This window comes from Halococcus sp. PRR34, assembly GCF_028617175.1.
GTDB lineage: Archaea > Halobacteriota > Halobacteria > Halobacteriales > Halococcaceae > Halococcus > Halococcus salifodinae.
In genome coordinates this window covers 19,717-42,154 of the sequence record NZ_JAQJDA010000010.1, presented here as the reverse complement: position 1 = coordinate 42,154, position 22,438 = coordinate 19,717, and the positions used below count along the sequence as shown (strand labels likewise).

Here is a 22,438-nt window from a genome sequence, read left to right as displayed (position 1 = left end):
CGGAACAGTCGAGTCGAAACCATAGCTCTCAGGGAAAAGCAGGACGAACGGCCGCTAATCGTGCTTTCCGGGCCTGACGGATCGCCGGGTCGTCCGACCCCGGCGATCCGTTCTGTGGGTCGGTCGATCCTTCCTCAGCAGGATCTCGCTCTTCTCGCTGAGAACGCGTTTCTTCGTCAGCAAAACGCCGCCCAGAACGAACGAATAGAGGAGCTTGAAAATCGCCTCAAGAAGTACGAAAACGCTCACACACCGTCCAGCAAGCAGGGTGGTGCCGGACAACAGCCACAGAATGAGGAATCGGAGCAAGACGAGGAAAACGACGAAGCTGGCGGCGACTCCGACGCCGCCAGCGACTCCTCGTCTGGACCCGGACGCAACCCCGGTCACGACGGAACGACCCGGCCACCACCCGACCCGGACAGGACCGTCCGGGTCGGGGAGACGTACTGTCCCGATTGCGACCGTGTTCTTACCGATCCAGACGAGTACGTCTCTCGCGTCATCGTCGATATACCGCTCCCCATCCCGACCGAGGTCACGAAATACGAGCTCGGAAAGCAGGAATGCTCCTGTGGCAACGAAGTCGTTGCCGAACATCCTGACTGCCCGGAGACCGGGCGGTTTGGGCCACGTCTGTTGGCCCAAACCGCACTCCTCCGCTATCACAGCCGGCTTCCACACCGCAAACAGGCCGAACTGTTCGACTGGCAGCTCGACCATCCGGTCTCATCGGGAACGATCTACAACATGACCGAGCGGGTCGCAGACCGGCTGCGACCCGCGTACGAGGACGTTCGAGCCAGTGTCCGTGACAGCGACGTCATCTACTGCGACGAAACCGGCTTTCCGGTCGATGGCGACCAGCACTGGGTCTGGACGTTCGTGACCGACGAGGACGTCTTCTACACGGTCAACGAGAGTCGTGGTAGTCAGGTGCTGGAGGAAGTCCTCGGCGACGAACTCGCCGAGGACGCCACTCTGAGTTGTGACGGCTGGTCGGCGTATCCGAGCTATCACGGGAAACTCCAGCGGTGCTGGGCACATCTGCTGAGAGAAGCGAAGTACGTTGCGGAGCGGCACGAGGAGGCCGAACCGATCTCGGAGGTACTGCATGACCTCCACGAGGATTTGACCGCGTTCGACGAGGATGACCCGCCCGCCTCCGCCCGCGAGCGGAGGCGGGCGCAGGCCTCACTGTGTCTGGAGGAGTTGATTAGGGCGGATTACGAGTCCGAGGAAGTGACGCAGTTAGCCGAGAAGATCAGGAACGGGCTGGGCTGTTGGCTGACGTTCGTGACTGAGCCAGAGGTGGATTCGACGAACAACCGCGCAGAGCGCGCTCTTCGCGAGCAGGTGGTGATGCGGAAGATCTTCGGCGGACTCCGGTCGGAAACCGGAGTCCGCATCCACGAGACACTCTCGACGATGGTAGCGACGTGGGAACGGCAAGGACTCGATCCGCCGGATCAACTGACGTCGATCCTTGGGGGAGAGCAGGCAAAATCACGAACAGAGGCATCTACGACGGGACCGTGCTAAACACGTACATTCGATGTACTGTTGAAGGTCGTTCTCGAGCTCTTCCGAAACTTCTTTGATTGATTTCATGTTATGTGTTGTCGATGATGGTCACGGGCAGTTCGTCGAAGACCTCTCGTACTGAATCAGCATCGGTGTCCGAAATTCGCCATTGAAGTTGATACGACGATGTTTCAAGCCACTCTGCTCCGACTGCGTACAGCCAGCGCATCTGTGCCCGCGGCGGTGCAAAGTCACAACTCAACAAGACCTCCTCGTCATATCCGGTGAGTTCAACTGTCTGTGGGTCCTCGGTCATTGAGTCAAGGATTAGGCACGCATGCTTACGGTATTTCGGCGAAACAGTGACGGCCCTTGTTTTGCCGTCGCTCGATTGAACCTTTAACTGGTAGGTATCGGCGCCGTATTCGACTGGAACTCGCCACAAGCTGATCGCAGTTCCGTCTGCCTCTTCAATGACGAGCGGCTCACCGTCTACGCTGAATCCATAGTACTGTCCAGTGTATGGTGCCCAATCTTCCTCCGGTTCCCACGACTCCTGCGGTCGCTGTTCGATGTACTCACGGAGTGTGGCGGGCGTCGTAATCGGCGCCTCGTCCAGACTGATGTATTCGTCTTTAGATTGAACGGGGATTTCTGAGCCTGTCCAAGAAACACCGACCGGAAAATCAGATTTCACGAGTGCCGAGTTCACATGACGCAGATTTTATCTAGCTGAAACCCCTGTACAGCGTAAGGATCCACCCGCGATGTCCAACTTCATCCAATACGATCAAGGTCAGCAACACCTCCTGCCGAAGAACGTCGCGGAGTGGGTCGAAGAAGATAGCCTCGAACGCTACGTTTCCGACGTTATCGACCATCTCGACAACGAAGGCCGGCTCGATCCCTTCTATCCGGAAGATCGGGCGGACGGCCGTGGCCGGCCGCCCTTCCATCCCGTCATGATGCTCAAGGTCCTCGTCTTCGGCTACTGTATCGGCATCCGCAGCTCCCGAAAACTCGACCGTCTCCTCGAACGTGACGTCGCTTTTCGCTACCTCGCCGCGAATCAACACCCTGATTTCCGCACGATCAGCCTCTTTCGCAAGAACCACCGCGAGGAGTTCGAGCACCTCTTCGTCGAGATTCTTCGCCTGTGTCGGGAAGCTGGCATGGCCGAGATGGGCGAAGTCGCCCTGGACGGCCGTCGCGTCCAAGGCGACGCTGCCCTCGATCAAAATCGGACTCGTGAGCAGATCACCGACGAAATCCACGACATCCTCGACGAAGCCGCCGAGATCGACGCGGCCGAAGACGAGGAATACGGCCCGCACCAGCGTGGAGACGAGCTCCCGGAGGAACTCCGGGAGCAAAAGGATCGATTGAACCGACTGCGGGAAGCCAAGCACCGACTCGACGCCAAAGAACAGCAACGCAAGGAGGAACAAGCCGAGAAAATTCGCCAGAGAGAACGCGAGGAGGAAGAAATGGGTCGGAAGAAACGTGGCCGGAAGCCCACACCTCCGGAGGAGGTGGAGCTTCCGGAGGACACGAAAGCAAACACGACAGATCCAGCGAGTCAAACGCTCAAAACCAGCAACGGCTGGAAACAGGGCTACAACGGCCAAGCAATGGTGGACTGCGACACGCAGGTCATCGTCGCTCAGAACATCACTACTGACGCAAACGACGTCCAGCAACTCAAGCCGATGCTGGAGAACTGTGAGGAAGTGAACGGCAAGCGCCCGGAGAAGGCGCTTGCCGACGCTGGGTATTGGAGCAAAGCGAACGCACAGTTAGCGGATGAGCAGACGGAACTGTTCATCGCCACGATCAAAGACTGGAAGCGACGGAAAGAACTTCGGGAGGCGGATCCGCCACGAGGGCGGATCCCCAAATGGTACGGGCTGAAAGAACGCATGGAGCGGAAGCTCCGGACGAAACGGGGTAGGGGCATCTACCGCAAGCGCAGCCAGAGCGTCGAAGCAGTGTTCGGTCAGCACGTTACCCGCGGCTGCGACCGATTCCTGTTACGCGGAGAGACCGGGGCACAAGCGGAGTGGTCGTTGTTCTCAGCGACGCACAACCTGCTGAAACTGTGGCGGTCCGGCCGAGGGCCGGACGGCCACGAAGTGGCGAACGCAATCGCCGGATAACTGGGCGTGATTCTCTTTTTGTCGACGCTGCTGGATCGGTTTGCTGAATCGTGCAGCGGTGTCTTCGGCTGTCATCGGGTGACTGGTGGTGCGGGATTCTTAGACAGGCTCTTCTCTAGAACGCAATTCTGCTTCACTGGTGTCTGTGAGAATCCGTGTCAACCCCCGAAATTCGATATCAAGGCCGGACTCCAGGAATGGACGACTTGGATCCCCTGAAACGAGCACGGCCTCAGATTCGGAGATCATCACAGCTCGCGTCGGTGCTGGAGCATAGTACCCTTGTGAGAGTTGAATCACATCACCGAGGAACGTGATTGTGGGGCCGGTACGCTCTGTTAATGCTGCCTGGAACCACCCGACATCATCAGATACTTTGTCGGTGCCAGCAACTGGCTGGCCGAGAATAGCTGCCAGCTTATGGACAACCCAGTGGCGGATTGCGGTGATGTGTGCCTGTGGATACTGCTGTTCGCCCGCCTCAGCCTTCTCAGCAAGACCGAGTCGGATTGCCTCACCGACTATGGCGTCTCGGATGCTGATCTCGGTCGATGGTAGTTGATCGCCACTCACGCCAGTAAACCGCGTAGCAAATGCACAAAACGGTTTTTGGCCGAATCCCGCTTGCTGAAGGTGCTGCAACCGAGTATCATGTCCGGAGTCTTCGATGTCACCAACCGAATCATAAACTTTTGTTACTTTTCCAACTCCCCGGTCTCGGTGAAATCTAATGAGTTCCCCTTCGATTTTTTGTCCGATTCGGGCTTTACCTCCAGAGAAGTGGACAGGCAACCCGTCCACATACGCTATGAGATTACTGCCATCGGTGTCATCTATCGTTGCAGTAAATAATTCGTTCTTTTCGATAGGAAGTTTATCCCAGCGTTCACGGAGAATATCGAAGCGGATCCTGTAGCGTTTCCCACGTGCTCTTGCGTTCAGGATCTCTGCATATCCCGGTTCGCGTCCGACAACGTGTACTAAGTCGCCTTCGTTTGCTTGTACTGGCCCGAGTTCGACGACTTCACCTCCGGCAACCGCAAGTCCGAGGCCATACTCGTCGATCTTATCCACCTCAATGTAGGTTTGTTCTCCCTCTTGTGGTGGTTGGTCAGGAAGAAGGCCACTTACATGGCGTCGAATGTGGTCTTTGTAATTCTCCGCGAGGACCTTATCGGTCAGGCAAAGCGCGAAACGTATCGATGTTCCAGCTACTGAATCTGCTCCGAGATACCGCAATCGAACCGAGCGCCCGGGTTCGCATGTGACCGGTCCGATATTAATTCCTTGTCCATCGTATTTTACGGTGCAGGTTCCACGTTTCGTAATCTTGTCTACTTCCGCTGCAAACTCGTCACCGGGTTCCAGATTCATTGGTCCTCCCGGGGAAACCGGATTGAAACGGTTCCAATACCGTTGAATCGGATTTTGAGGTCATTACAGCCGCTCTCTACCCAATGGACGACCTCCGAGATAATGTCACTGATTGCTGTTACGTCTCGGCTGATTGTCGGACCGAGCGATGCGCCTTCAGCAAATGTAGCGATTACTTCCAACTCGAGATCTTCTGGCCCGACATATTCGAGGTTGGTGTGTAGTAAATGAGGGTTGAAATCAATGGGCATGCGCTTCGAAGATGGGTTTTCGATAGGTGAGAGAAATTCACGGTGTTCCTCATCTTGGATTTCGATACCAATTTGCCGTGATCCTGTTTCGGAAGTGTCTATGATCGTTGATTCTTCGGATGGGTGGAGGTGGATTAGACGATGTCGATCGGAGTTCCGCTGGTGGATACTCACACGGCGCGATCCATCATAGGGTACCTCAGTTGTGTAGTAACGAGGATTTCCAGGCCCAGTCCGGTCGATTTCGACTGTCTCGTTTGCATCTTTGGGGATGGAAACAACCTCGAATATTGGGTCGACTTCTTCGGAAGGAGTAACTCCGACGAGAACTGGTTCCTCTGGTGGTGCGTACAGGGGTGCCTCGACAGTTGGGTTTGTGTGTGCGGGTAATACAACGTCAGCATCGAAGCCGTAGTTTTCTGTGCTAAGGCCTCCCCCATAACGGTCGAGAAAAGGCTCCGTCTTTTCGGAAGCCCGGAACCCGACTAAGGATACATCCGCGAAGTCGTAGACATCGACGAACGACACTTCGGATTTTGGGGGGTTCTTTGCGACCAAATATACCCACATATCTTGGCGCACCTGGCGATCCGAGTTATATCGCTGTGCCCGAGTTTCGTTACCAACAAAGAGATCACCGTGTTGGAGCCCTGAAGTAGTCCAAGTGCCGGTGATACTTCCGAGTGCATCTGGACCTGTGATTTGGAGTTCGTAACTATTCGCTGTCGGATCGAGATCAAGCGTGACCTCTGCCTCCGATGGGTGGAAGTTACTCGATACAGGTGGATGTGTGATTCCTCCTGCCTCGATTTCGATCTTTTCTAAGAGTCTGTCGACGTCCTCATCTTCTTGGATTTGACCCCAATCGAGTGATGGAACGATGCCAAATAATTCAATTCCGCCGTCATGGCGTTGTCCGAGATAAGTCCGAATCGACCGCTCACGTTCGCCCTCTTCGATGTCTGAAGTACGAAGATCTTCAATCATCTTTTCGACACCTTCGTCGCTGGAGAGTGAACAGGAAATGTCCTTCAGAACGCCCTGCTTGTGAGCGAAATACTGGCGTTGAGAGCCAATTCGAGGGGTTAGGAACTCACCACATTCTGGGCATCGATAGTAGTCTGTCTTACGTTGTGCCTCCTCGATTGGAGTTTTCGTTCCCTCCGGGTCGAGCCCGAAGGGGATGGAAAGTTTACTCACGGGTGGATCGGAGGCCTCCGATTATAGTCCTGATAGTCCCCTTGCGCATGTGTTATCAACCCTGATCGATGGGTGGATTAAATCTATTGAAGAACTTCAAACATATAATCTCTCAAATGATCATGGCCAGATTCACTGGGTCGTTTAGGGGTGGGGACTGAGTTGAGTCGATACTCTTTTGGATTTCAGCAGAGAACGATTTGCCACGTTAACCAGATTATTATGGGTGCGAATTCTGAACGAGAAGTAGATTTTTCGCCTGATCTCCTAGACCAGTACCAACGGCGATTTGAGGCTCTGACCGACGAATTGATCGAATTCCAGGAAGACCTCGACAGGGAGGTTGCCATCAAGGACGAGATCCGCTATATCGAGAACAAAATTGAGGATGAGGTAACTGAAGGCCAGATTCGATACCTCGCAGCGTTAGAGGTTCTTCTAGATCTTATTGAGATCAACTATGACATCCGCAAAAACTCTGAACTACACATAGTTCGGCCGGATCCTGACCGCTACAAGGACGACCCCGAGGAGTTCAAGAAACAGGAACGTGCCATCCTCCAGAAAGAACGACGGGTACAGTTCCGAGAAGAGAGCGTCCGCGAGTTCGTCCGGAATATGGAGCGAGACACCTGCCGAAACACGAACGGCGGGCGAAGCGTCCTCGAACTGATTTCCGGTGGAGAACAACTCTATCAGGATTTAGCGCCGCTTCAGGACCATAGTCAAGAGGAAATATCTGAGAATCTGGAAGACGTTGTCCAACCATACATACAGAAGGTAGAGAAGGGGAAGAAGTGCGATCACTCTGAGTTGGATTTGATGGATATCTGGCGATACTTCCGCTATACTTGGCTAACTCCATACAACACGGTTCCTGGGAGAAACATCAATTTCCTTATCAGAAACGCTGCGAAGCCGAAAGATCCTGTGATGGGGATTGCGACACTGGCAAGCCCCATGATGAACCTGTCAGTCAGGGATGATCACATCGGCTGGACGATTGACGCGGTCGAAAATAAACTGCAGCGGAAGAAGCGGGTTCACGAATACGAGGAACAGCTGCCAGAAGAGAAGCGGACGCCGGACAAGAAATCTCGGACAGTCACTAATACAGAATGGCTAGAGACCGAGGAAGAATACGAAGAGAGAGTCAGCGAATTCTGCTCCAATATGCGAGAGACTCTAGAGAACTCCATTAATGATGCGATATCCAACATCCGGTACGACGACTTTGCCGAGGAACACTCAGAACTCTCTGAGGAAAGCTTCGTCAACCCGGACGAACGGGTTATCGAGATTCTTGAGGAGATAGAAGAGGAAGCTGAACAGACTATTGAAGAAGGCGAGGACGAGAACCCAGAGAAGATGGAGTCCTGGGAGAAAAAAAGTGAGACACCCTTGTTCCGGAAAAAACGCGCTCGAGCACTTCAAAAGCTTCTCCGCGACCGGAAATACTTCCAAGAACACAGCGACGAGGACGACGTCGAGTTCATCAGAACAGGTTTGAACAACGACTCTGGAAGGCGAGCCATCAAAACCGCATTGAAGGAGATCAAGAAGGAGCGGGTCGGTGCCGGGATGATGAACATCATGGTTTGTGGCGCAATCCCTCCCTACAACCGTATCCTCGGCGGGAAACTCGTGGCCATGGCCTTGACCGGTCCCAAGGTCATCAACATGTACCAGGACAAGTACGGCGACTACCAAAGTGAAATCGCCAGTTCGATGAAAGGTGAAGCAGTGAGCAAGCCCAACGAACTGGTTTTCCTCGACACCACCGGCCTATTCGAGATTGGCAGCGCCCAATACGACCGTATCCGGGTTCCAACCGACAACGGACAGATTGAATACGATCAAGTCGGCTACACTGAAGGCTACGGCTCCATCCAGTTCGGCCCCGAAACACGAAAACGGATTAGCCAGGTCACACAGTTAGAGGAAGGTCGCAAGGTGGTCCGAGGTCGGTTCGGAGAAGGTGTCTCTCCTCGTATCCGGAAAATCCGCCGTGGCCTGAAGAACTGCGGTTTAGAGACAGATCTATTGAAACACGAGTCCAGGCGCATTGTTTACGGAATCGATCTGGCGGAGAACTCCCAAGACTACCTGCTTGGAATCGACGACAACCCGGAATACTACTGGAAGTTCGACGACCCACAGAAAGAGCAGGAGTCAATCTACCAGTACTGGATCGATCGGTGGGCAAGCATGAGAGTTCAGAAACAAAACGTCTTGAAGAATATTAGGAGATTTGACAAGCAAGAATTCAAATTGAGCAGTGAGATCGATTTCGACAAACGACAAGCCAGCCTCAGTGAGTTCATTATAAGCAACAGTTAACATGACGGGAACATTCGGTCACCAACATCAACGATAAATATGGGAATTGAAACATCAACACTGAATCTACGATTCCTTTCACAGCTGGCACAGGGGGGCTTTGCTGAACAACTCACCGACGAGCAACGCAGAGAGATACACATAACAACCCGTCTGGACGGTGAGGAATACCTGCAGGACGCACTGGAAGACGGGAAACAGGTCGTTCTCACCGGGAACCCTGGAGACGGAAAAACACAGTACATCCTGCAGATGAAGCCCGATTACCCGGAGCCGGACTATTTCTATCTCTCCGACGCCTCCGAGTACGACGACTACACTGTTCTACTCGACAAATGGAAAAACGCCCTCGACGACGGCCGGCCTGGTATTCTCGCTATCAACGACGGCCCTCTTTACGAGATGACCACCCAGCACGCCGACGACTATCCCTTCCTAGAAAAAGTTCGAAGCCAGTTCCAGAATCAGATCATCTATGACGAAGGACAGGCTGACAACGCTGACTTCGACTCTATCGTCGTCATCGACCTCAACAACAGGAACATTCTCACGCGAAAGGTCATCGGCCAGGCTATCGAGAACCTGACTTCGAACAAGTTCCTCAAAGAGAACAACGGCGACGACATCGACGGACACATCGCCTATAACATGGACAAGATGAGGAATGATCGTGTCCGAGAAAATATTATCCGGCTCCTACAGTCCGTTGGCCATCTGGACGCCCACGTCACCGTTCGTGACCTCCTGAACTTTCTTGCCTACTGTATTACCGGAGCCAAAGGAGAGAGCATTACCGACTTTGACGAAGATCTGAAATACTACAACCTCGCCTTCAGTGGCAGCGGGAAGATCTTCACCCTCCTGAACGAATATTTCCATCCCCGCGATCTCACTCATCCATTCATCGACAGCAAACTTTGGGCTGACGCTGAAGAAGAGGTTTCACGGAGAGACGAAGAAGACTCAGAGGAAGAAGTCGACCAACGCTTCATCGAGAAGAAACGTAAGTTCTACTTTGAGGACGTAGCCATCAAAGACTACGACGCTCGCGACCTCTATCACGAGACCAACTACTCCTTCCATAACCAGCGGAACAGGGACCGTTCGGACGAAAGCGTGAAAGAAGACGTTATAGAGATGATTAACAGCTATTTCATGCCGGATTCTTCCAAAGGGTCCGACCTCCGAGTCTGGCTCTCCCACAATTATCGATCTAAAAGCTCTCTATCCCTTATCTCCCGGACAGAAATTCCCAAGCGCGAGTTGAATCGCCGAGTCCCGCAGCTCCATCCAGAAATCAGCGATGCAATGGACTACAATCACGACCACCACGTTCTCGAATACGAAGGACGTGACTCGACAGTCAGACTTCGGATTGATCCAGACCTATCAGAGACACTCGGTGCCCTGAATGGCAACATACCTTATATCCTACGTGGGAGGGAAGAAGAACAGCAGTTGCTCGAGTTTATGGAGGAAATCGAGTACAGGGAAAGCCACGATGAAGACTACGGCACCGTCCACATAATGGACACGGAAACTGGCGAACTCGAAATCCTGACAGTCAACGATGACCGGTACCAGATGGAGCGGAGGTGAACACCGATGCCAATGAGACTTAACGATGCAAACTCCGACGCATCGAAAGCCGCATTCGGATTCAAAGCAACCTCCGCCTCTCTAAAACCGGTGCATCTCTCCCAGGTCGTCTTCAGTAACATCCTGGGATCCACTCACCAGTCGGAGGGTCTGTTCAAATTCGTCGAGAAACCCGGGAAAACCCCCTCCAGCGACTTGGGCGAGAAATACCACGGCTTGTTCGAGTCGTCCCGCGATCTTAGTGACGAACAAATGGACAATCTTCGGTACAGGATGCGGAAGGTCTTGGACAACGACAACGCCCTCTACGCAAGTAGTCCACGGCACTCTGCAATGACCTCTATGAGCGACTGGTTCGTCGCCTACCGCCGAATCGGTGTAACACCTTCCCGGTTCATCTACACCGTACTGGACGAATCTGACAGCGACATCAACCAGAAGCTGACCGACCAACTTCAGGACCACCACGACGCTATCTCTCTCCTCTTCCGGCCACTCGCCAAAGATGGAGAGAAAGGCAACGTCACGGTCTCACCTTGGGAAGAACCTGTCCTCGGAGACGCATTCGGGGACGGGAAGATTGCGGAGGAGTTCGTTGAAGGCTTCGAAACCCTGTCGAAGCACCTGAAAGACTCCAACAGCGACTACGACCTGAACTACGCCCGTGACCTTCGCCGCACCATTAAATTCGGCGGATTCCTGCTCTACGTCTACATGGCCAACCGGCACAATGAGATTCGGCAAGACGGGGACAAAGACGAACCCGTCCCAATCGTGCTGAACTACACCGGGAACAGAAACAACCCGGTAGCCGACGCCAGCCTCGAATCATTCCGCGTCGTCGGGTCAGAGATTCAGTTAGCCACCCGGCTCGGCGTCAAGCACGTCCTCGACTTGCGGGGCTACAAAGATTACAGCGAGGAAGACGTCTTCCGAGAGATTGAGAACCACAATTTCCTGGAACTGAACCGGAATAAGGAGGACAAGATCGAGCAGGACTACGAAAAATTCGAGCAGGTATTCCGGGCCTCACGAGATCCCAAGCAGGATACCACCTTCCACAGGCTGGTGGACGCTGTCAGCAACGTTATCCACGACTTCTCGAACCGGTTTGACACGTACACACCGCAGTCCACAGCCCAGACCTTCGCCTGGCGTGCCGGGATCCTCAAACCACGAGGAAACCGGGCGAACAAACGCAGGTATCGGCCTGACCCCGAGATGCTGGAACCCATCCTACTCTCCGTAATCGAACCAGGCACGAGCATGTCCCTCCAAGATCTCTCAGAAGAACTCCGGGAACGATACGGGATCATCGTAGGCGGAACTGAACAGGACCGCAGCCACCTAGCGGAGTGGGACATCCGCCTCGGTGCCAGCGCATCCGAAAGTGATCCGCTGAACAACCAGAACTACGAGGGCTTCAAAGAAGCAGTATCCAGCCTTGGATACGCCGAGGAATACGCGGACGGCGTCACCATTGTCTCTGTCCCCGAGGAGGAAATATGAGCGAAACCACACAGACACAAGACAGCTCATACGAGAGCAACGAGGATCTGATCGGCAAAGCAATCGCCAACGAGACAGTCGACCAACTGACCGAGGAAAACATCGGAGTAATCATCGAATCGCCGCCCCGGTTCGACGCTGAGGAGTTCGTCGATATCCTCTGCAGTAACACACGGTACGATGTCGGCCTCGCAATAGTCAGCATCGATGAAGCAGAAATCGACGATCTCCAGTCACGGACAGAGGACTCCTCCGTCAGACTCACGGACAAAGTTAGTGTCGCCGTCAACTGGCGGAATGGCACCGACACCGGATTCGAATGGGACGGACGCATCGGACCAGAGAAACTGGTGATCCTGGTTCGGGGAGACCACGCCCGCCTGAACTCGATGAAAGATTTCGAGGGCATGGTCGACTTGCCTCTGGCAGAAATCACGCGAGAAATCACCGACCAGATGCAGGCCCAGAAACAGTTCGCCGACAGTCCTCCAGCCCAAGCTATCTGGGAAACCCTTGGATCTGACCTCTACGACAGGTTCGAAATTCCTGCAGTAGCTGACTACGCAACCTCGACGCTCAAAGAATCAGAACAAGCTTCACTCGACGCCCTCGGAACCGAACTCTACAGACTGCGGCTATTCAACGATCCGGGGCTCAACAACCCCGACGAAATCCCTGGCAGGCTTTCCGACAACCTGGACCTCGTACTGCGGGTCTCCCACATGTCGAATAGGGATCGACGCCGCCTCACTAACAGCGTCACCAAAGTCGACGACAGCGAAAGGGAAGAACGGGAACAATCCGTAGCCAAGCTTCGACGGTTCGAACGAACAGGTGACTCGGAGATCCTCGCCGACCTGACGTACAACGAGGTCAACGAGATATTCTCCACCTCCGGCCAGTCCAGCCAACGACGTTCAACCACCAGCACCCGGAGAGACGTCGAATCCGCTAGTGTGGAAGCAGTCTTCGACGACAACGACGAAGAACTGGAACGGCTTTCAGAAGAGTTCGATGACAAGTACCGAGAAGCCGTAGAGGAAGAAGAAAACCGGGTCGACATGGAGTTCACCGGGGATGAGCAGTTGGCCTTCGACGTCAACGACGACCTCTACTACTTCATTGAGCACTTCGTCACCGAGGACTCCTTCGGTGGTATCATCCACAACCCAGAGGACAGGCAGAGTGCGATCAAGAACTTCCAAGCCCTGAGAACCGAGAAGTTCCAGCCACGAGGCGAAGACAGCAGCTTCGAAAAACTCCGTAGAGTGGCTGAGAACAGCGGCAAGTTCGAGGACTTAGTTGAATCCATCGACCGATACGTAACAGCCCGCAGCGAACTCGTCGACGCCCTACCAGGACTACTATCCGCACCGCTCATCCGGCTTCTCGGAGACGAAGGCCTGCTTGAATCCGCAGAAGACTACATAGAGGCATACCGCGAAGTCCAGGACAAACTGGACAAAAAATACCGAGAGATTCAGGACGTCAGCTCCGAAGGCTCCTCCAAACTCCTCTCCGACTTCCTCCTATTTGACACTATCATCCTCGAATACGAAGACGACAGAGAACTCGTCCTCTCTCCACTCCACCCGCTCCACCTCTGGAAGTACTCCGAACTGGCGCGGGAGATGAAGGACGAAAAAGAGTCGCTGACCGAGGAAGAACGCAACTTCCTCGTCAACAGCGTCGAAGAACAGCCACACGTCCTCCGCAGCATCCACGTCGGCGGGAACTACCGACTGGCGGATGAGACCTACCTCGTACAATCCGCGGAGCTCGACAGGCTGCCAGTCTACACCCGAATCGAGAATGCTGCAGAAGGCACGAACTCCAAGTTCTACGACTACGTCCTCGACAAATTCACGTCAGCATACCCACCGTCCCGACGCCACCTCAAGATTAGCGTCATCGATCCCCTAGATCCTGTGGACCTCCTCTCTGATATCGCTGATCTGGCGGAGAAAGAAGAAATCCAAGGCGCGACAGTGGAGTTCGCCTTCATCGAGGACGAAGAGAAACCTGTCCTCAACGGCACTGCCTCACCCAGCGTCTCCGAGGACATCACCAACCTGTTCGGCCCGGACAACGACTCTGGGGAGTTCGAGATTGTTACAACCGAATACCCCAGCTACGACTCATACGCCGAGGGCCTGAAAGGCGACCCACAGCACTTCATCCTGATTAACGACCAGAGCGACTTCAGCATCCAGACCTTTGAGCGTGATGCCGAGACCACAATCCACCCGCTATACGTCCCGAAAGAGTTCGACTACGATCTGCTTGAGGACAAGATCAACATCTCGCCGTCGAAGGAAGGCGTCCTCTTCTCCGAGTACCAGGACCTGATCAACCAGCTGTATAATCAGCGGCAGGCTATCCACAATGCCGAGGTCAATGAACTCAACGTCGAAAAGGAGACTATCGACGAACTCCTCGACTCCGCGATCTGGGTCTCGATCTCCTCACCGCCGATGAACGGCAACCCGTTCTGGAAGGACAACTTGATCTCCAGAGAACGACGCGGCGAACGCGACTTCGCCACGTACTCAGAGGATATCGACTACTTCCGACGAGTCCTCCGCCGCATCATCACCGAATACCGTCTCGCGCCTGACGACACCGACTTGGAGGATATCGCGGAGAGAATCGCTGACCTGCAGCAAAGCGGCCTTCTCCGCCTCATCACCCGGGAAACCCTAGGCAGCGGAAAATCCAGAAACACAAAGGGCTTGCTTGGCTCGATTATCGCCGTCCAGTGGCTGCAGCAGACGCTAGCCGACCCTAAGCTGATCTTCTCCATCGACAACCCACGCACCCGGGAATGGCTGAATTTGGGAGACAGCGAGAGCCGGGCCGACATCCTTACTGTCCAGTTCGACGATGATGGCGGCCTTATCCTCGACATCATCGAAATCAAGACTCTGGAAGAAACCAGCGGCGCCTACACCGTCAAAGACGAAGACGGCACCAAGGTCGTGGAAGGAAACGCCGTCGACCAAGTCTTTGAGACGACAGACACAATCCGCGGCCTGTTCACCGGTGACAAAAATCTCACCACGTCGCCCCGGAAAGAGGCTCTCCGCGAACAGCTGTACTACGAGTTGACCTCCGCAGAAGGGATGGAGGGTAAGCAGGAGTGGGCAGACCGGATTAACGACGTATTCAACGGGGATGCCCAAATCGAGATCAACCCGAGGATCGTATCGGTTGAAGTCACCAGCGAAGCCACGTCGGACGAACGGGTCGACGGCGTAACTCCGAACGCCCAGTCAATCAGAGTCGACAAGCTTCCCCGCCAGTCAATCAAGCGGCTAATCGTCAGCGGCATCGAAGACCGGGGAGATCAGCGGCCCGAGGAGGATCCCGAAGAGGAAGCTGTCGCAGAAGAGGAAACGGACGAAGTCGACGAAACTGAGGTGGCAGCCGACGAGGAGGAAACCCGCGGGGAAGACACCGTCAGCGACGACGAAAAGACAGACGTCAACACCGAATCTGCTGACCGATTCGGCGATCCCGGAGAATACACCGACTTGGTAGAAACTCTGAAACGGGTTCTCAACGAGTTCAAGATCAACATCCGAAACATCGCCCCCGACGATATCGAGGTCGGACCAAACGTGGTCCGTTTCAAGATCCGTCTAGCACCAGGCGAGAAACAGAGTTCCCTGGAGCAACGGACAGAGGACATCGCCCGGGAAATGGCGTTCGAGAAAGAACCGATCGTCCAGCGACTGCCTGGAACAGAGTACGTAGCTCTGGACGTTCCCCGGGAAAACAACGTTGTGGTACCTCAACGCGACTACAGAGACCGGTACAAGCCGTCCGACGAGATCGAGACAGCTTCACTACCCTTCCTAGCAGGCGTCACACCAGACGGCGATGTCTACCGTTCTGACCTCTCTGAAGCACCGCACATGCTGGTCGGCGGAGCAACAGGCAGCGGGAAGACCGTGTTCCTGTACTCCCTGATTATGAACTTCCTGGAGCAGAAAGGCGAAGACAACGTCGAGTTCGCCTTGGTTGACCCGAAGGAGACCGACTTCATCTTCTTCGATACCCTGCCGAACCTTTCTAACGGCGAAGTGATCACTGACGCCGAAGACGCTGCCAACCTATTCGAGTGGCTAGTCGAAGACGAAATCCCGCGTAGAAAACAACTGCTGCGGGAAAGCGTCTGCCGTGACATTGGGGAGTACAACGAGCAGAACCCGGATGACCAGATGAAGCCGATCGTCGTCATCATCGATGAATACAGCGACCTACTCCAGCAACTTGGAGAAGACGCTGACGATACCGAGGACAACGTGCGCCGCATCGCCCAAATCGCACGGGCACAGGGTATCCATCTCGTCATCTCTACCCAGCGACCTTCACACGAAGCTATCGACACGGACCTCCGTGCTAATCTTGACACTCGGGTAGCTTTCCGGCTTCCAAAGCAGTCTGACTCTCGAATCCTAATCGACGAAGGTGGAGCAGAGGAACTTGGTGGAGACGGAGACATGCTACTGAAAGAAGCAGACAGAACCACTCGGCTCCAAGGCTTCTATGTAGACTCTGACGACATCCGCGAACTCATCAACCAATACCGGTGACCACTCTGATGCGGGAACAATATTTCCGCTATTCAGAACCGGCGGTAGCAGGCTTCGCGGTCCATGACCGAACACCATGCGACTCTTTCTATGACACGCTGAGAGTTTCAAAGCCAATTTCGAGGTAGAGCAAAACTCTCCAATAGGTGATCGACCTGAGATCTGGTCGTCAGTCGTCGGCCGCGGCGGGCTGGGCCTCGCCGTAGAGATCGTTGACTTCCTCGATCCGCGGGTCGACGCGATAGGCGTCGCCGGTGGCCTGTTTCGCGCTCTCGGTGTCTTTCAGCCCGAAGCCGGTCGTACAGATCACGACCGTCTCGTCGTCCGCGATGATCCCGCGCTCGCGCGCTTCCTTCACACCAGCGACGGGGGTTGCACCTGCGGGTTCGGCATAGATCCCTTCGGTCGAGCCGAGCAGTTTCTCGCCGGCGAGGATGTCGTCGTCGGAAACGAGGAGAGACGTCCCGCCACTCTCTTCGAGCGCGCGGCAGGCCTTGATCGTGTTGCGGGGCCGGCCGACCGCGATCGAGTCGGCGAGCGTGTCGGCGATCTCGTCGATGTCGTCGTGCTCGTGGAACGCGTCGTGGATCGCGCTCGCACCCTCGGCCTGGACGCCGAGCATCTTCGGGGTGTCCTCGACGTAATCGAGGTCATAGAACTCCCGGAACCCCTTCCACGCGCCCGCGATCGTGCAGCCGTCGCCCATCGAGAACACGAACCAGTCGGGGACCTCGCCGCGGACGGCCGACTGCTCGGCGAGTTCGAGGCCCACCGTGCGCTTGCCCTCGACCTGGAAGGGGTTGACTGCGGCGTTGCGGTTGTACCACCCGTACTTCTCGGTAGCTTCCATCGAGAGGTCGTAGGCTTCGTCGTAGCTCCCGTTGACGGCGAGGACGTCCGCGCCGTAGACGAGCGGCTGGGCGAGCTTGCCTTCGGGCGCGTCGCCCGGCACGAAGATGCGACAGTCGAGCCCGCCACGGGCAGCGTACCCGGAGAGCGAGGCGGCGGCGTTCCCAGTGGACGCGCAGATCACGATGTCGCGACCGTCGTTTTTGGCCTTCGTGACCGAGACCGAGCTCGCTCGATCCTTAAAACAGCCCGTCGGGTTCCGACCGTCGTCCTTGATGAGTGTAGTAACGCCGAGCTCCTCGCTGAGGTTTGGTGCATCGAGCAGACTCGATCCACCCTCTTCGAGCGTGACGACTTCCGCGTCGTCGTGGACCGGCAGGAACGGTTTGTACTTCCACTGACTCCGGATGTTGCCGTCGAGATCGGCGTCGAAGTTGTCGTGGATGACGTCGTAGTCGTACTTCACTTCGAGGATGCCCTTGACGCCCTCGTGCTCGGGACAGGTGTAGATGATCTGGTCGGGGTCGTACTCGGTGCCACACAACGTACACTCGAGCGTGGTGACGTGCTCCATGTCGATGACTCAAGTGAAGAGTTGCATCGGGGAATAGCTGCCCCCTTCCATAAAAGGGAAGGAAGAGTAACTCAACTTGTTAAATGTCACTAAGCAGCTTCGCCTCAGCCTTCCGCAGGTGTTCTAGAAATGTTGTTTTCGTAATATCTAGCTCTGAAGCAAGTTCGCGTGCCGATACCGCACGTGGCCACTGATAATAACCATTCTCTCGTGCGAACTCAAACATCTCACGTTGTCGCTCCGATAATACACTCGTCAAAGCAGTATCGGCATCATTCGTACGGTGAGATTGTGTGACCCGAGTCACCTCAATCTCGGCATCGTTTTCCTGACGAACGTCGGTAAGCAGTTCTTGGACGGTTTCTCGATTATGATGTGTGATTAACGACCATTCTTCATATCCATCGCTAATGTTCGTCGGGCCGTCGTAGATGAAGCCACGCGAGACAAATGCTTCGTCGATACTATTCTTTGCGTCGTATTCCACAAACACTTCCCGGACCGTGTTACCTGGTGCTGTAGCAGAGCTAGACTGCGACCCGAATGACTGACGGATCTCCTCAACGGAGCCCGTTAGCGACGATGCGCGCGTTGCGGTGATGAGATTGTCAACGCTCTTCTCATCATCAGCGTATACCGTGAATCGTCCGTTTGCGACGCCTGTGTCGGCAGTGTACGCACCATGCCCAAGGAGTCCTGCGTCAGTTCGCTCCGTGACCTCGATGGTCCAGCAATTCGGATGCCACAGCTTGAGTGTTAAGCGGAGCATCTCGTTCGATTCGGCAGATGTCATATGCTATCGTACAATGCACTCCAGTGGAGAAAAGGCTTTCAGCAACAGGGGTATGGTTTGAGGTTCGTTACCGGATCGTTGGCGGATACGCACTGGCGCACTATTGGTCGGAGGCGTTCTAACGACCGCCATTGAATCCTGGAAGCCAGCGATGTGGCCAGTCAATCAGTGCAACGAAATTTTAATCGATAGTATCATGTTGAATTTAATACTCCTGCGAGGTGATCGCCGTTATTCCGAAGCGAACGAGTCTCCCAGAAGATCGCCGCGGATTTCTTTCGTTGGTGGTGTGCCCCAGAGTCCTGTCTTGTTTTGCGTGAGTCCCTGTCTGTGGACCATCTCAGCGGTCACGACGGCATTCGCTATGGGATCGATGACGGGCGCACCGAGTCTGTTAGCCAGTTCCTCCTCGTAACCAGACATCCCTGAACAACCAAGGACAAACACTTCAGCCCCTGAGTCTGTGGCACGTTCGCCGGCTGCAGTGAGTTCCACCAGTGTCTGTTCGGGATCCCGCTCAAGATCGAGTACCGACAAGCCAGTTGCCTCGACGGTTGCCAGCCGCTGGTTTAGGCCGTACTGCCGGACGAGGTTCTCCATCATCGGTACCGCTCGTTTGAGGGCAACAAGAATCGAAAATCGGTGTCCGAGCACGGTTGCTATCCCCATCGATGCTTCCGCGACGCCGACAACCGGGACGTTGAGAACCTCCTTCAGCGGATACAGGCCTGGGTCGCCGAAACAGCCAACAACAACTCCGTCGACGTCACCTTGATACTCTGCGACAGTTTCGAGAAGTCCCCCTGTTGCGAGGTGGTACTCGTAAAATGACTCCAATGACTCCGGGCCACGGTCCGGACAGTCGGTGATGATTTCTGTCTGTGGTCCGGCAGCTCGGTCGGCAGTTTCGGCGATTCGTTCGGTCATCTCTGTCGACGTATTTGGGTTCACTACAAGGATCCGTGCACCGTCGGCTGAGGCTTCGTCGCTGGGATTCGCGACGTCAGCGACCATACTTGCTCCCAAAGTCCTCAATCGCCTCGTCTGGGGTCAGATAGGGCGTTTCTACGTCCGGGAACTCTCCAGACAACGAATGGCTTAGTCGGGCAATCTGCGAGGGCTGGACGGCGGATTTCGCCAGTTCCTCTGGTTGGTTGAAGACTACCTTCGGCTCGTCTTCAAGCAATTTTTTCCCATTCCGGAGGCAGATAACCCGATCACAGTACTGCTGAACGATAGGTATAATGTGTGTAACGATGATGATGGTCCGATCTTCCTCTGACTGGAGTTGCTGGAGGAAGTTCATAATCTCAAGACTCTGCCGTGCATCCTGACCGGTGGTCGGCTCGTCAACAATGATAGTGTCGGGCTTCATCGACAAAATTGAGGCAATGGCGACCCGCTGTCTAAGTCCTTTTGTGAGCAAGTTAGGGTGTTCCTCGAACCGTTGCTCATGAACGCCAGCTACCTCAGCCGCCTCGCGTACTCTCTCTTCAACCTTCTCTTCCTCCATGTCAAGATTGCGCGGGCCATAGGCGATCTCGTCCCAAACGGTTCGGTTGAACAGTTGGTGGTCGGGGTTCTGGAAGACGTACCCCACCTTCTCGACGATGTCCCCCGAATTCTGCTCGTCTGTCGTGGCCGTTCCATCGATTTCGACCGTTCCCTTCGAGGGTTCGAGCGTCGCATTGAGACATTTAGAAAGCGTGCTCTTTCCAGACCCATTCTGTCCAATAAGGCCGATGATTTCACCTTCGAACAGTTCGATATCGATGCCATCAAGCGCTTTTGTGCCGTCCGGATATGTCAGGTGCAAATTCCGGGTACGGATCAGTGGCGCCATACTGTTCCCTCCGTCGTATACTCCTTGCAAAATTCGAGACAGTTCTCGATATTGAGTGGAAGGTTCTCGGTACTGTCGAGGTCTGGCTCCAGCCCCCTAGCGAACATCGTTACTTCAGGGGCGAACAGACCATGAATTTCCTCATCGTCAAGCAATTCAAAGAAGCGGTGCGGGGGAGCACGCTTCGTTATTTCGCCGTTCTCAAGATATGCGAGATCATCCGCGAGTGGAGCGAGATGTTCAAGATCGTGTTCGGCGATGACGACGGTTTTATTCTCATCGATGAGATCCTCGATAATCTCGAATACCTGTGCCTTTCCGTGCGGGTCGAGCATGTTTGTAGGTTCGTCGAAAACGAAGACATCCGGTTCCATCGCGATGACGGAAGCCAAAGCAACTCGCTGTTTCTGGCCCCCGGATAGATCTAGCGGTGATTTGTCAAGAAGTCCTTCAACGCCGACTTTCCCAGCGGCCCACTCGATGCGTTCGTGGATTTCTTCGGGATCGAGTCGAAGATTTTCGAGCCCGAATACGATCTCATCGAGAACGTTCATCATGGTGAACTGGAGTTCGGGATCGGAGAAGACGAACCCGACCGTCGAGGCAAGCTCACGCTCGCCGTGGTTCTCAACGGGCGTCCCGTATAACTCAACTGTTCCTTCCATGATCCCATCCGTCGAGCGTGGTATCATTCCGCTTATTGCCTTCAGGAGCGTCGTTTTCCCGTTCTCGTTCGGCCCGACGATCCCAAATACTTGTCCCTCGTCAACGGTGAGGTTGATCCCAGAGAGGGCAGGTTCCTCGGCGTTCAGGTACGTCCACCTTAGATTGTCGATTGTGATTGCGTTGTCAGTCATGGTTATGTGCTCACTACCGCGTTCCGCAAGAGATCGTATACAATACCCTCATCGTACTGAAACCACCCTCTGAAAAATGAGAGATAGAACACGCATGCTGAAAGAACAAAGATGCCAACGATAACCACGTAGTCCTGAACACCGAGGGTATACATCCGCGCGAGATAGTTAGGGCGCTCTCGCTCCACAACCGAGAAGTCGAACTCGTGGTACCCACGAGCGAACAGCGCGTCTTCGATATCAGTGATACGTCGGATCGCCAGCGTGAACAGTGGGACTATGTACATCACGTAGTGCTTGATTCGGTTAGTTATGGACATCCCGCTGGTTTTGAGACCTTTCGCATGCTCAGCCTCACGAATGGTCGAGAGGTCGTCAAGAAAAAGGCCAGCAGACCGAAACGCGAGCGAGAGAACGTACACCACACCGAACGAAAGTTTGAGCTGACGGAGCGCGACGATGATATCGCGCTCACGATTGGTCGTTGCATAGAAAATGGCTGCGAATACGAGGGCGATGATTCGCCAGTAGTTAGCAAAAGAAAACATTAGAGGCTCGAAATATCCGACCACCGGTCCCCAGCGAAACGCGACCAATCCACTCGTGTCACCAGGGAAAAGGAGATACGTTCCAAGCATGAAAATAAACATCGTCACTAACAGCGGCATGAAGAACCGCAACCGACCGATGTTGACATTCGCCGTCAGGATTATGACGATCCAGAGGCCTACTAAGGCCATATTCACTTCGGTTGTAAGAACCGCGAGTGGTAAAATCGCGAACACCACCATTACGACGAACCGGGTCAAGGGGTGAAATGTGTAGACCCAAGATTCGGCAGGTACATACCCGAACAGCGTCTTCCGCTGATGTTGCTCTGTCTCTGTACTCATTATTGCCACCGCCGTATGGGGTAAGTGGTCATACCACCCATGCCACTCTTCTACGTATCGAACCGGATAAACAAGCGA

The 22,438-nt window shown here is 54.7% G+C and carries 15 protein-coding genes; 6 read left to right on the top strand and 9 right to left on the bottom strand.

The annotated features are described in order from the left end of the window. Positions 1-60: 60 nt before the first annotated feature. On the top strand, positions 61-1,542 hold the full coding sequence (locus PHA81_RS12830; RefSeq protein ID WP_273837006.1) for an IS66 family transposase: 1,482 nt from the start codon (positions 61-63) through the stop codon (positions 1,540-1,542). Between the two features lie 70 nt (positions 1,543-1,612). Here the strand turns inward: PHA81_RS12830 and PHA81_RS12825 are convergent, their stop codons facing one another. Further along, a complete protein-coding gene (locus tag PHA81_RS12825) occupies positions 1,613-2,236 on the bottom strand; it encodes a hypothetical protein (RefSeq protein WP_273837005.1) in 624 nt (207 codons plus the stop codon). 55 nt (positions 2,237-2,291) lie between these two features. Here PHA81_RS12825 and PHA81_RS12820 point away from each other — a divergent pair, with 55 nt between their 5' ends. Further along, a complete protein-coding gene (locus tag PHA81_RS12820) occupies positions 2,292-3,680 on the top strand; it encodes an IS1182 family transposase (RefSeq protein ID WP_273837004.1) in 1,389 nt (462 codons plus the stop codon). A 99-nt stretch (positions 3,681-3,779) separates the two neighbouring features. On the opposite strand, the gene PHA81_RS12815 is transcribed toward PHA81_RS12820, so the two are convergent. Together PHA81_RS12815 and PHA81_RS12810 are read right to left on the bottom strand one after the other, a co-directional pair. Further along, positions 3,780-5,054: a hypothetical protein gene (locus PHA81_RS12815; RefSeq protein WP_273837003.1), complete on the bottom strand. Its 1,275-nt coding sequence runs from the start codon at positions 5,052-5,054 to the stop codon at positions 3,780-3,782. Beyond that, complete coding sequence (locus tag PHA81_RS12810) at positions 5,051-6,505, bottom strand: hypothetical protein (RefSeq protein ID WP_273837002.1); 1,455 nt, start codon at positions 6,503-6,505, stop codon at positions 5,051-5,053. The genes PHA81_RS12815 and PHA81_RS12810 overlap by 4 nt, the downstream gene beginning before the upstream one ends. A gap of 150 nt (positions 6,506-6,655) precedes the next feature. Here PHA81_RS12810 and PHA81_RS12805 point away from each other — a divergent pair, with 150 nt between their 5' ends. From PHA81_RS12805 to PHA81_RS12790, 4 genes are read left to right on the top strand one after another with little or no spacing between them, the layout of a single operon-like run. Then, the gene (locus tag PHA81_RS12805) at positions 6,656-8,845 is read left to right on the top strand and encodes a Druantia anti-phage system protein DruA (protein ID WP_273837001.1); all 2,190 of its coding nucleotides are present in this window, start codon (positions 6,656-6,658) and stop codon (positions 8,843-8,845) included. A 39-nt stretch (positions 8,846-8,884) separates the two neighbouring features. Beyond that, positions 8,885-10,444, top strand: a complete 1,560-nt coding sequence (locus PHA81_RS12800) for a hypothetical protein (protein ID WP_273837000.1) — start codon at positions 8,885-8,887, stop codon at positions 10,442-10,444. Between the two features lie 12 nt (positions 10,445-10,456). Beyond that, a complete protein-coding gene (locus PHA81_RS12795; protein WP_273836999.1) occupies positions 10,457-11,953 on the top strand; it encodes a hypothetical protein in 1,497 nt (498 codons plus the stop codon). After that, positions 11,950-16,551 carry a DNA translocase FtsK gene (locus PHA81_RS12790; protein WP_273836998.1) on the top strand — a complete coding sequence of 1,534 codons (4,602 nt, stop codon included), beginning with the start codon at positions 11,950-11,952 and terminating at the stop codon, positions 16,549-16,551. Before PHA81_RS12795 ends, PHA81_RS12790 begins: the two co-directional genes overlap by 4 nt. Before the next feature lie 169 nt (positions 16,552-16,720). Here PHA81_RS12790 and thrC read toward each other — a convergent pair whose 3' ends face one another. The 6 genes from thrC to PHA81_RS12760 all read right to left on the bottom strand — a co-directional run bounded on the left by thrC (position 16,721) and on the right by PHA81_RS12760 (position 22,258). Then, complete coding sequence (gene thrC / locus PHA81_RS12785; RefSeq protein WP_337958937.1) at positions 16,721-17,980, bottom strand: threonine synthase; 1,260 nt, start codon at positions 17,978-17,980, stop codon at positions 16,721-16,723. Between the two features lie 73 nt (positions 17,981-18,053). Continuing rightward, a complete protein-coding gene (locus PHA81_RS12780; RefSeq protein WP_273836996.1) occupies positions 18,054-18,767 on the bottom strand; it encodes a helix-turn-helix domain-containing protein in 714 nt (237 codons plus the stop codon). A 231-nt stretch (positions 18,768-18,998) separates the two neighbouring features. Continuing rightward, positions 18,999-19,781 carry an aspartate/glutamate racemase family protein gene (locus tag PHA81_RS12775; protein WP_273836995.1) on the bottom strand — a complete coding sequence of 261 codons (783 nt, stop codon included), beginning with the start codon at positions 19,779-19,781 and terminating at the stop codon, positions 18,999-19,001. Next, on the bottom strand, positions 19,771-20,610 hold the full coding sequence (locus PHA81_RS12770; protein ID WP_273836994.1) for an ATP-binding cassette domain-containing protein: 840 nt from the start codon (positions 20,608-20,610) through the stop codon (positions 19,771-19,773). Before PHA81_RS12770 ends, PHA81_RS12775 begins: the two co-directional genes overlap by 11 nt. Then, entirely contained in the window at positions 20,598-21,467 is an 870-nt protein-coding gene (locus PHA81_RS12765; RefSeq protein ID WP_273836993.1) for an ABC transporter ATP-binding protein, read from the bottom strand. Before PHA81_RS12765 ends, PHA81_RS12770 begins: the two co-directional genes overlap by 13 nt. A 2-nt stretch (positions 21,468-21,469) precedes the next feature. Continuing rightward, positions 21,470-22,258 carry an energy-coupling factor transporter transmembrane component T gene (locus PHA81_RS12760; protein ID WP_273836992.1) on the bottom strand — a complete coding sequence of 263 codons (789 nt, stop codon included), beginning with the start codon at positions 22,256-22,258 and terminating at the stop codon, positions 21,470-21,472. Between the last annotated feature and the right edge of the window lie 180 nt (positions 22,259-22,438).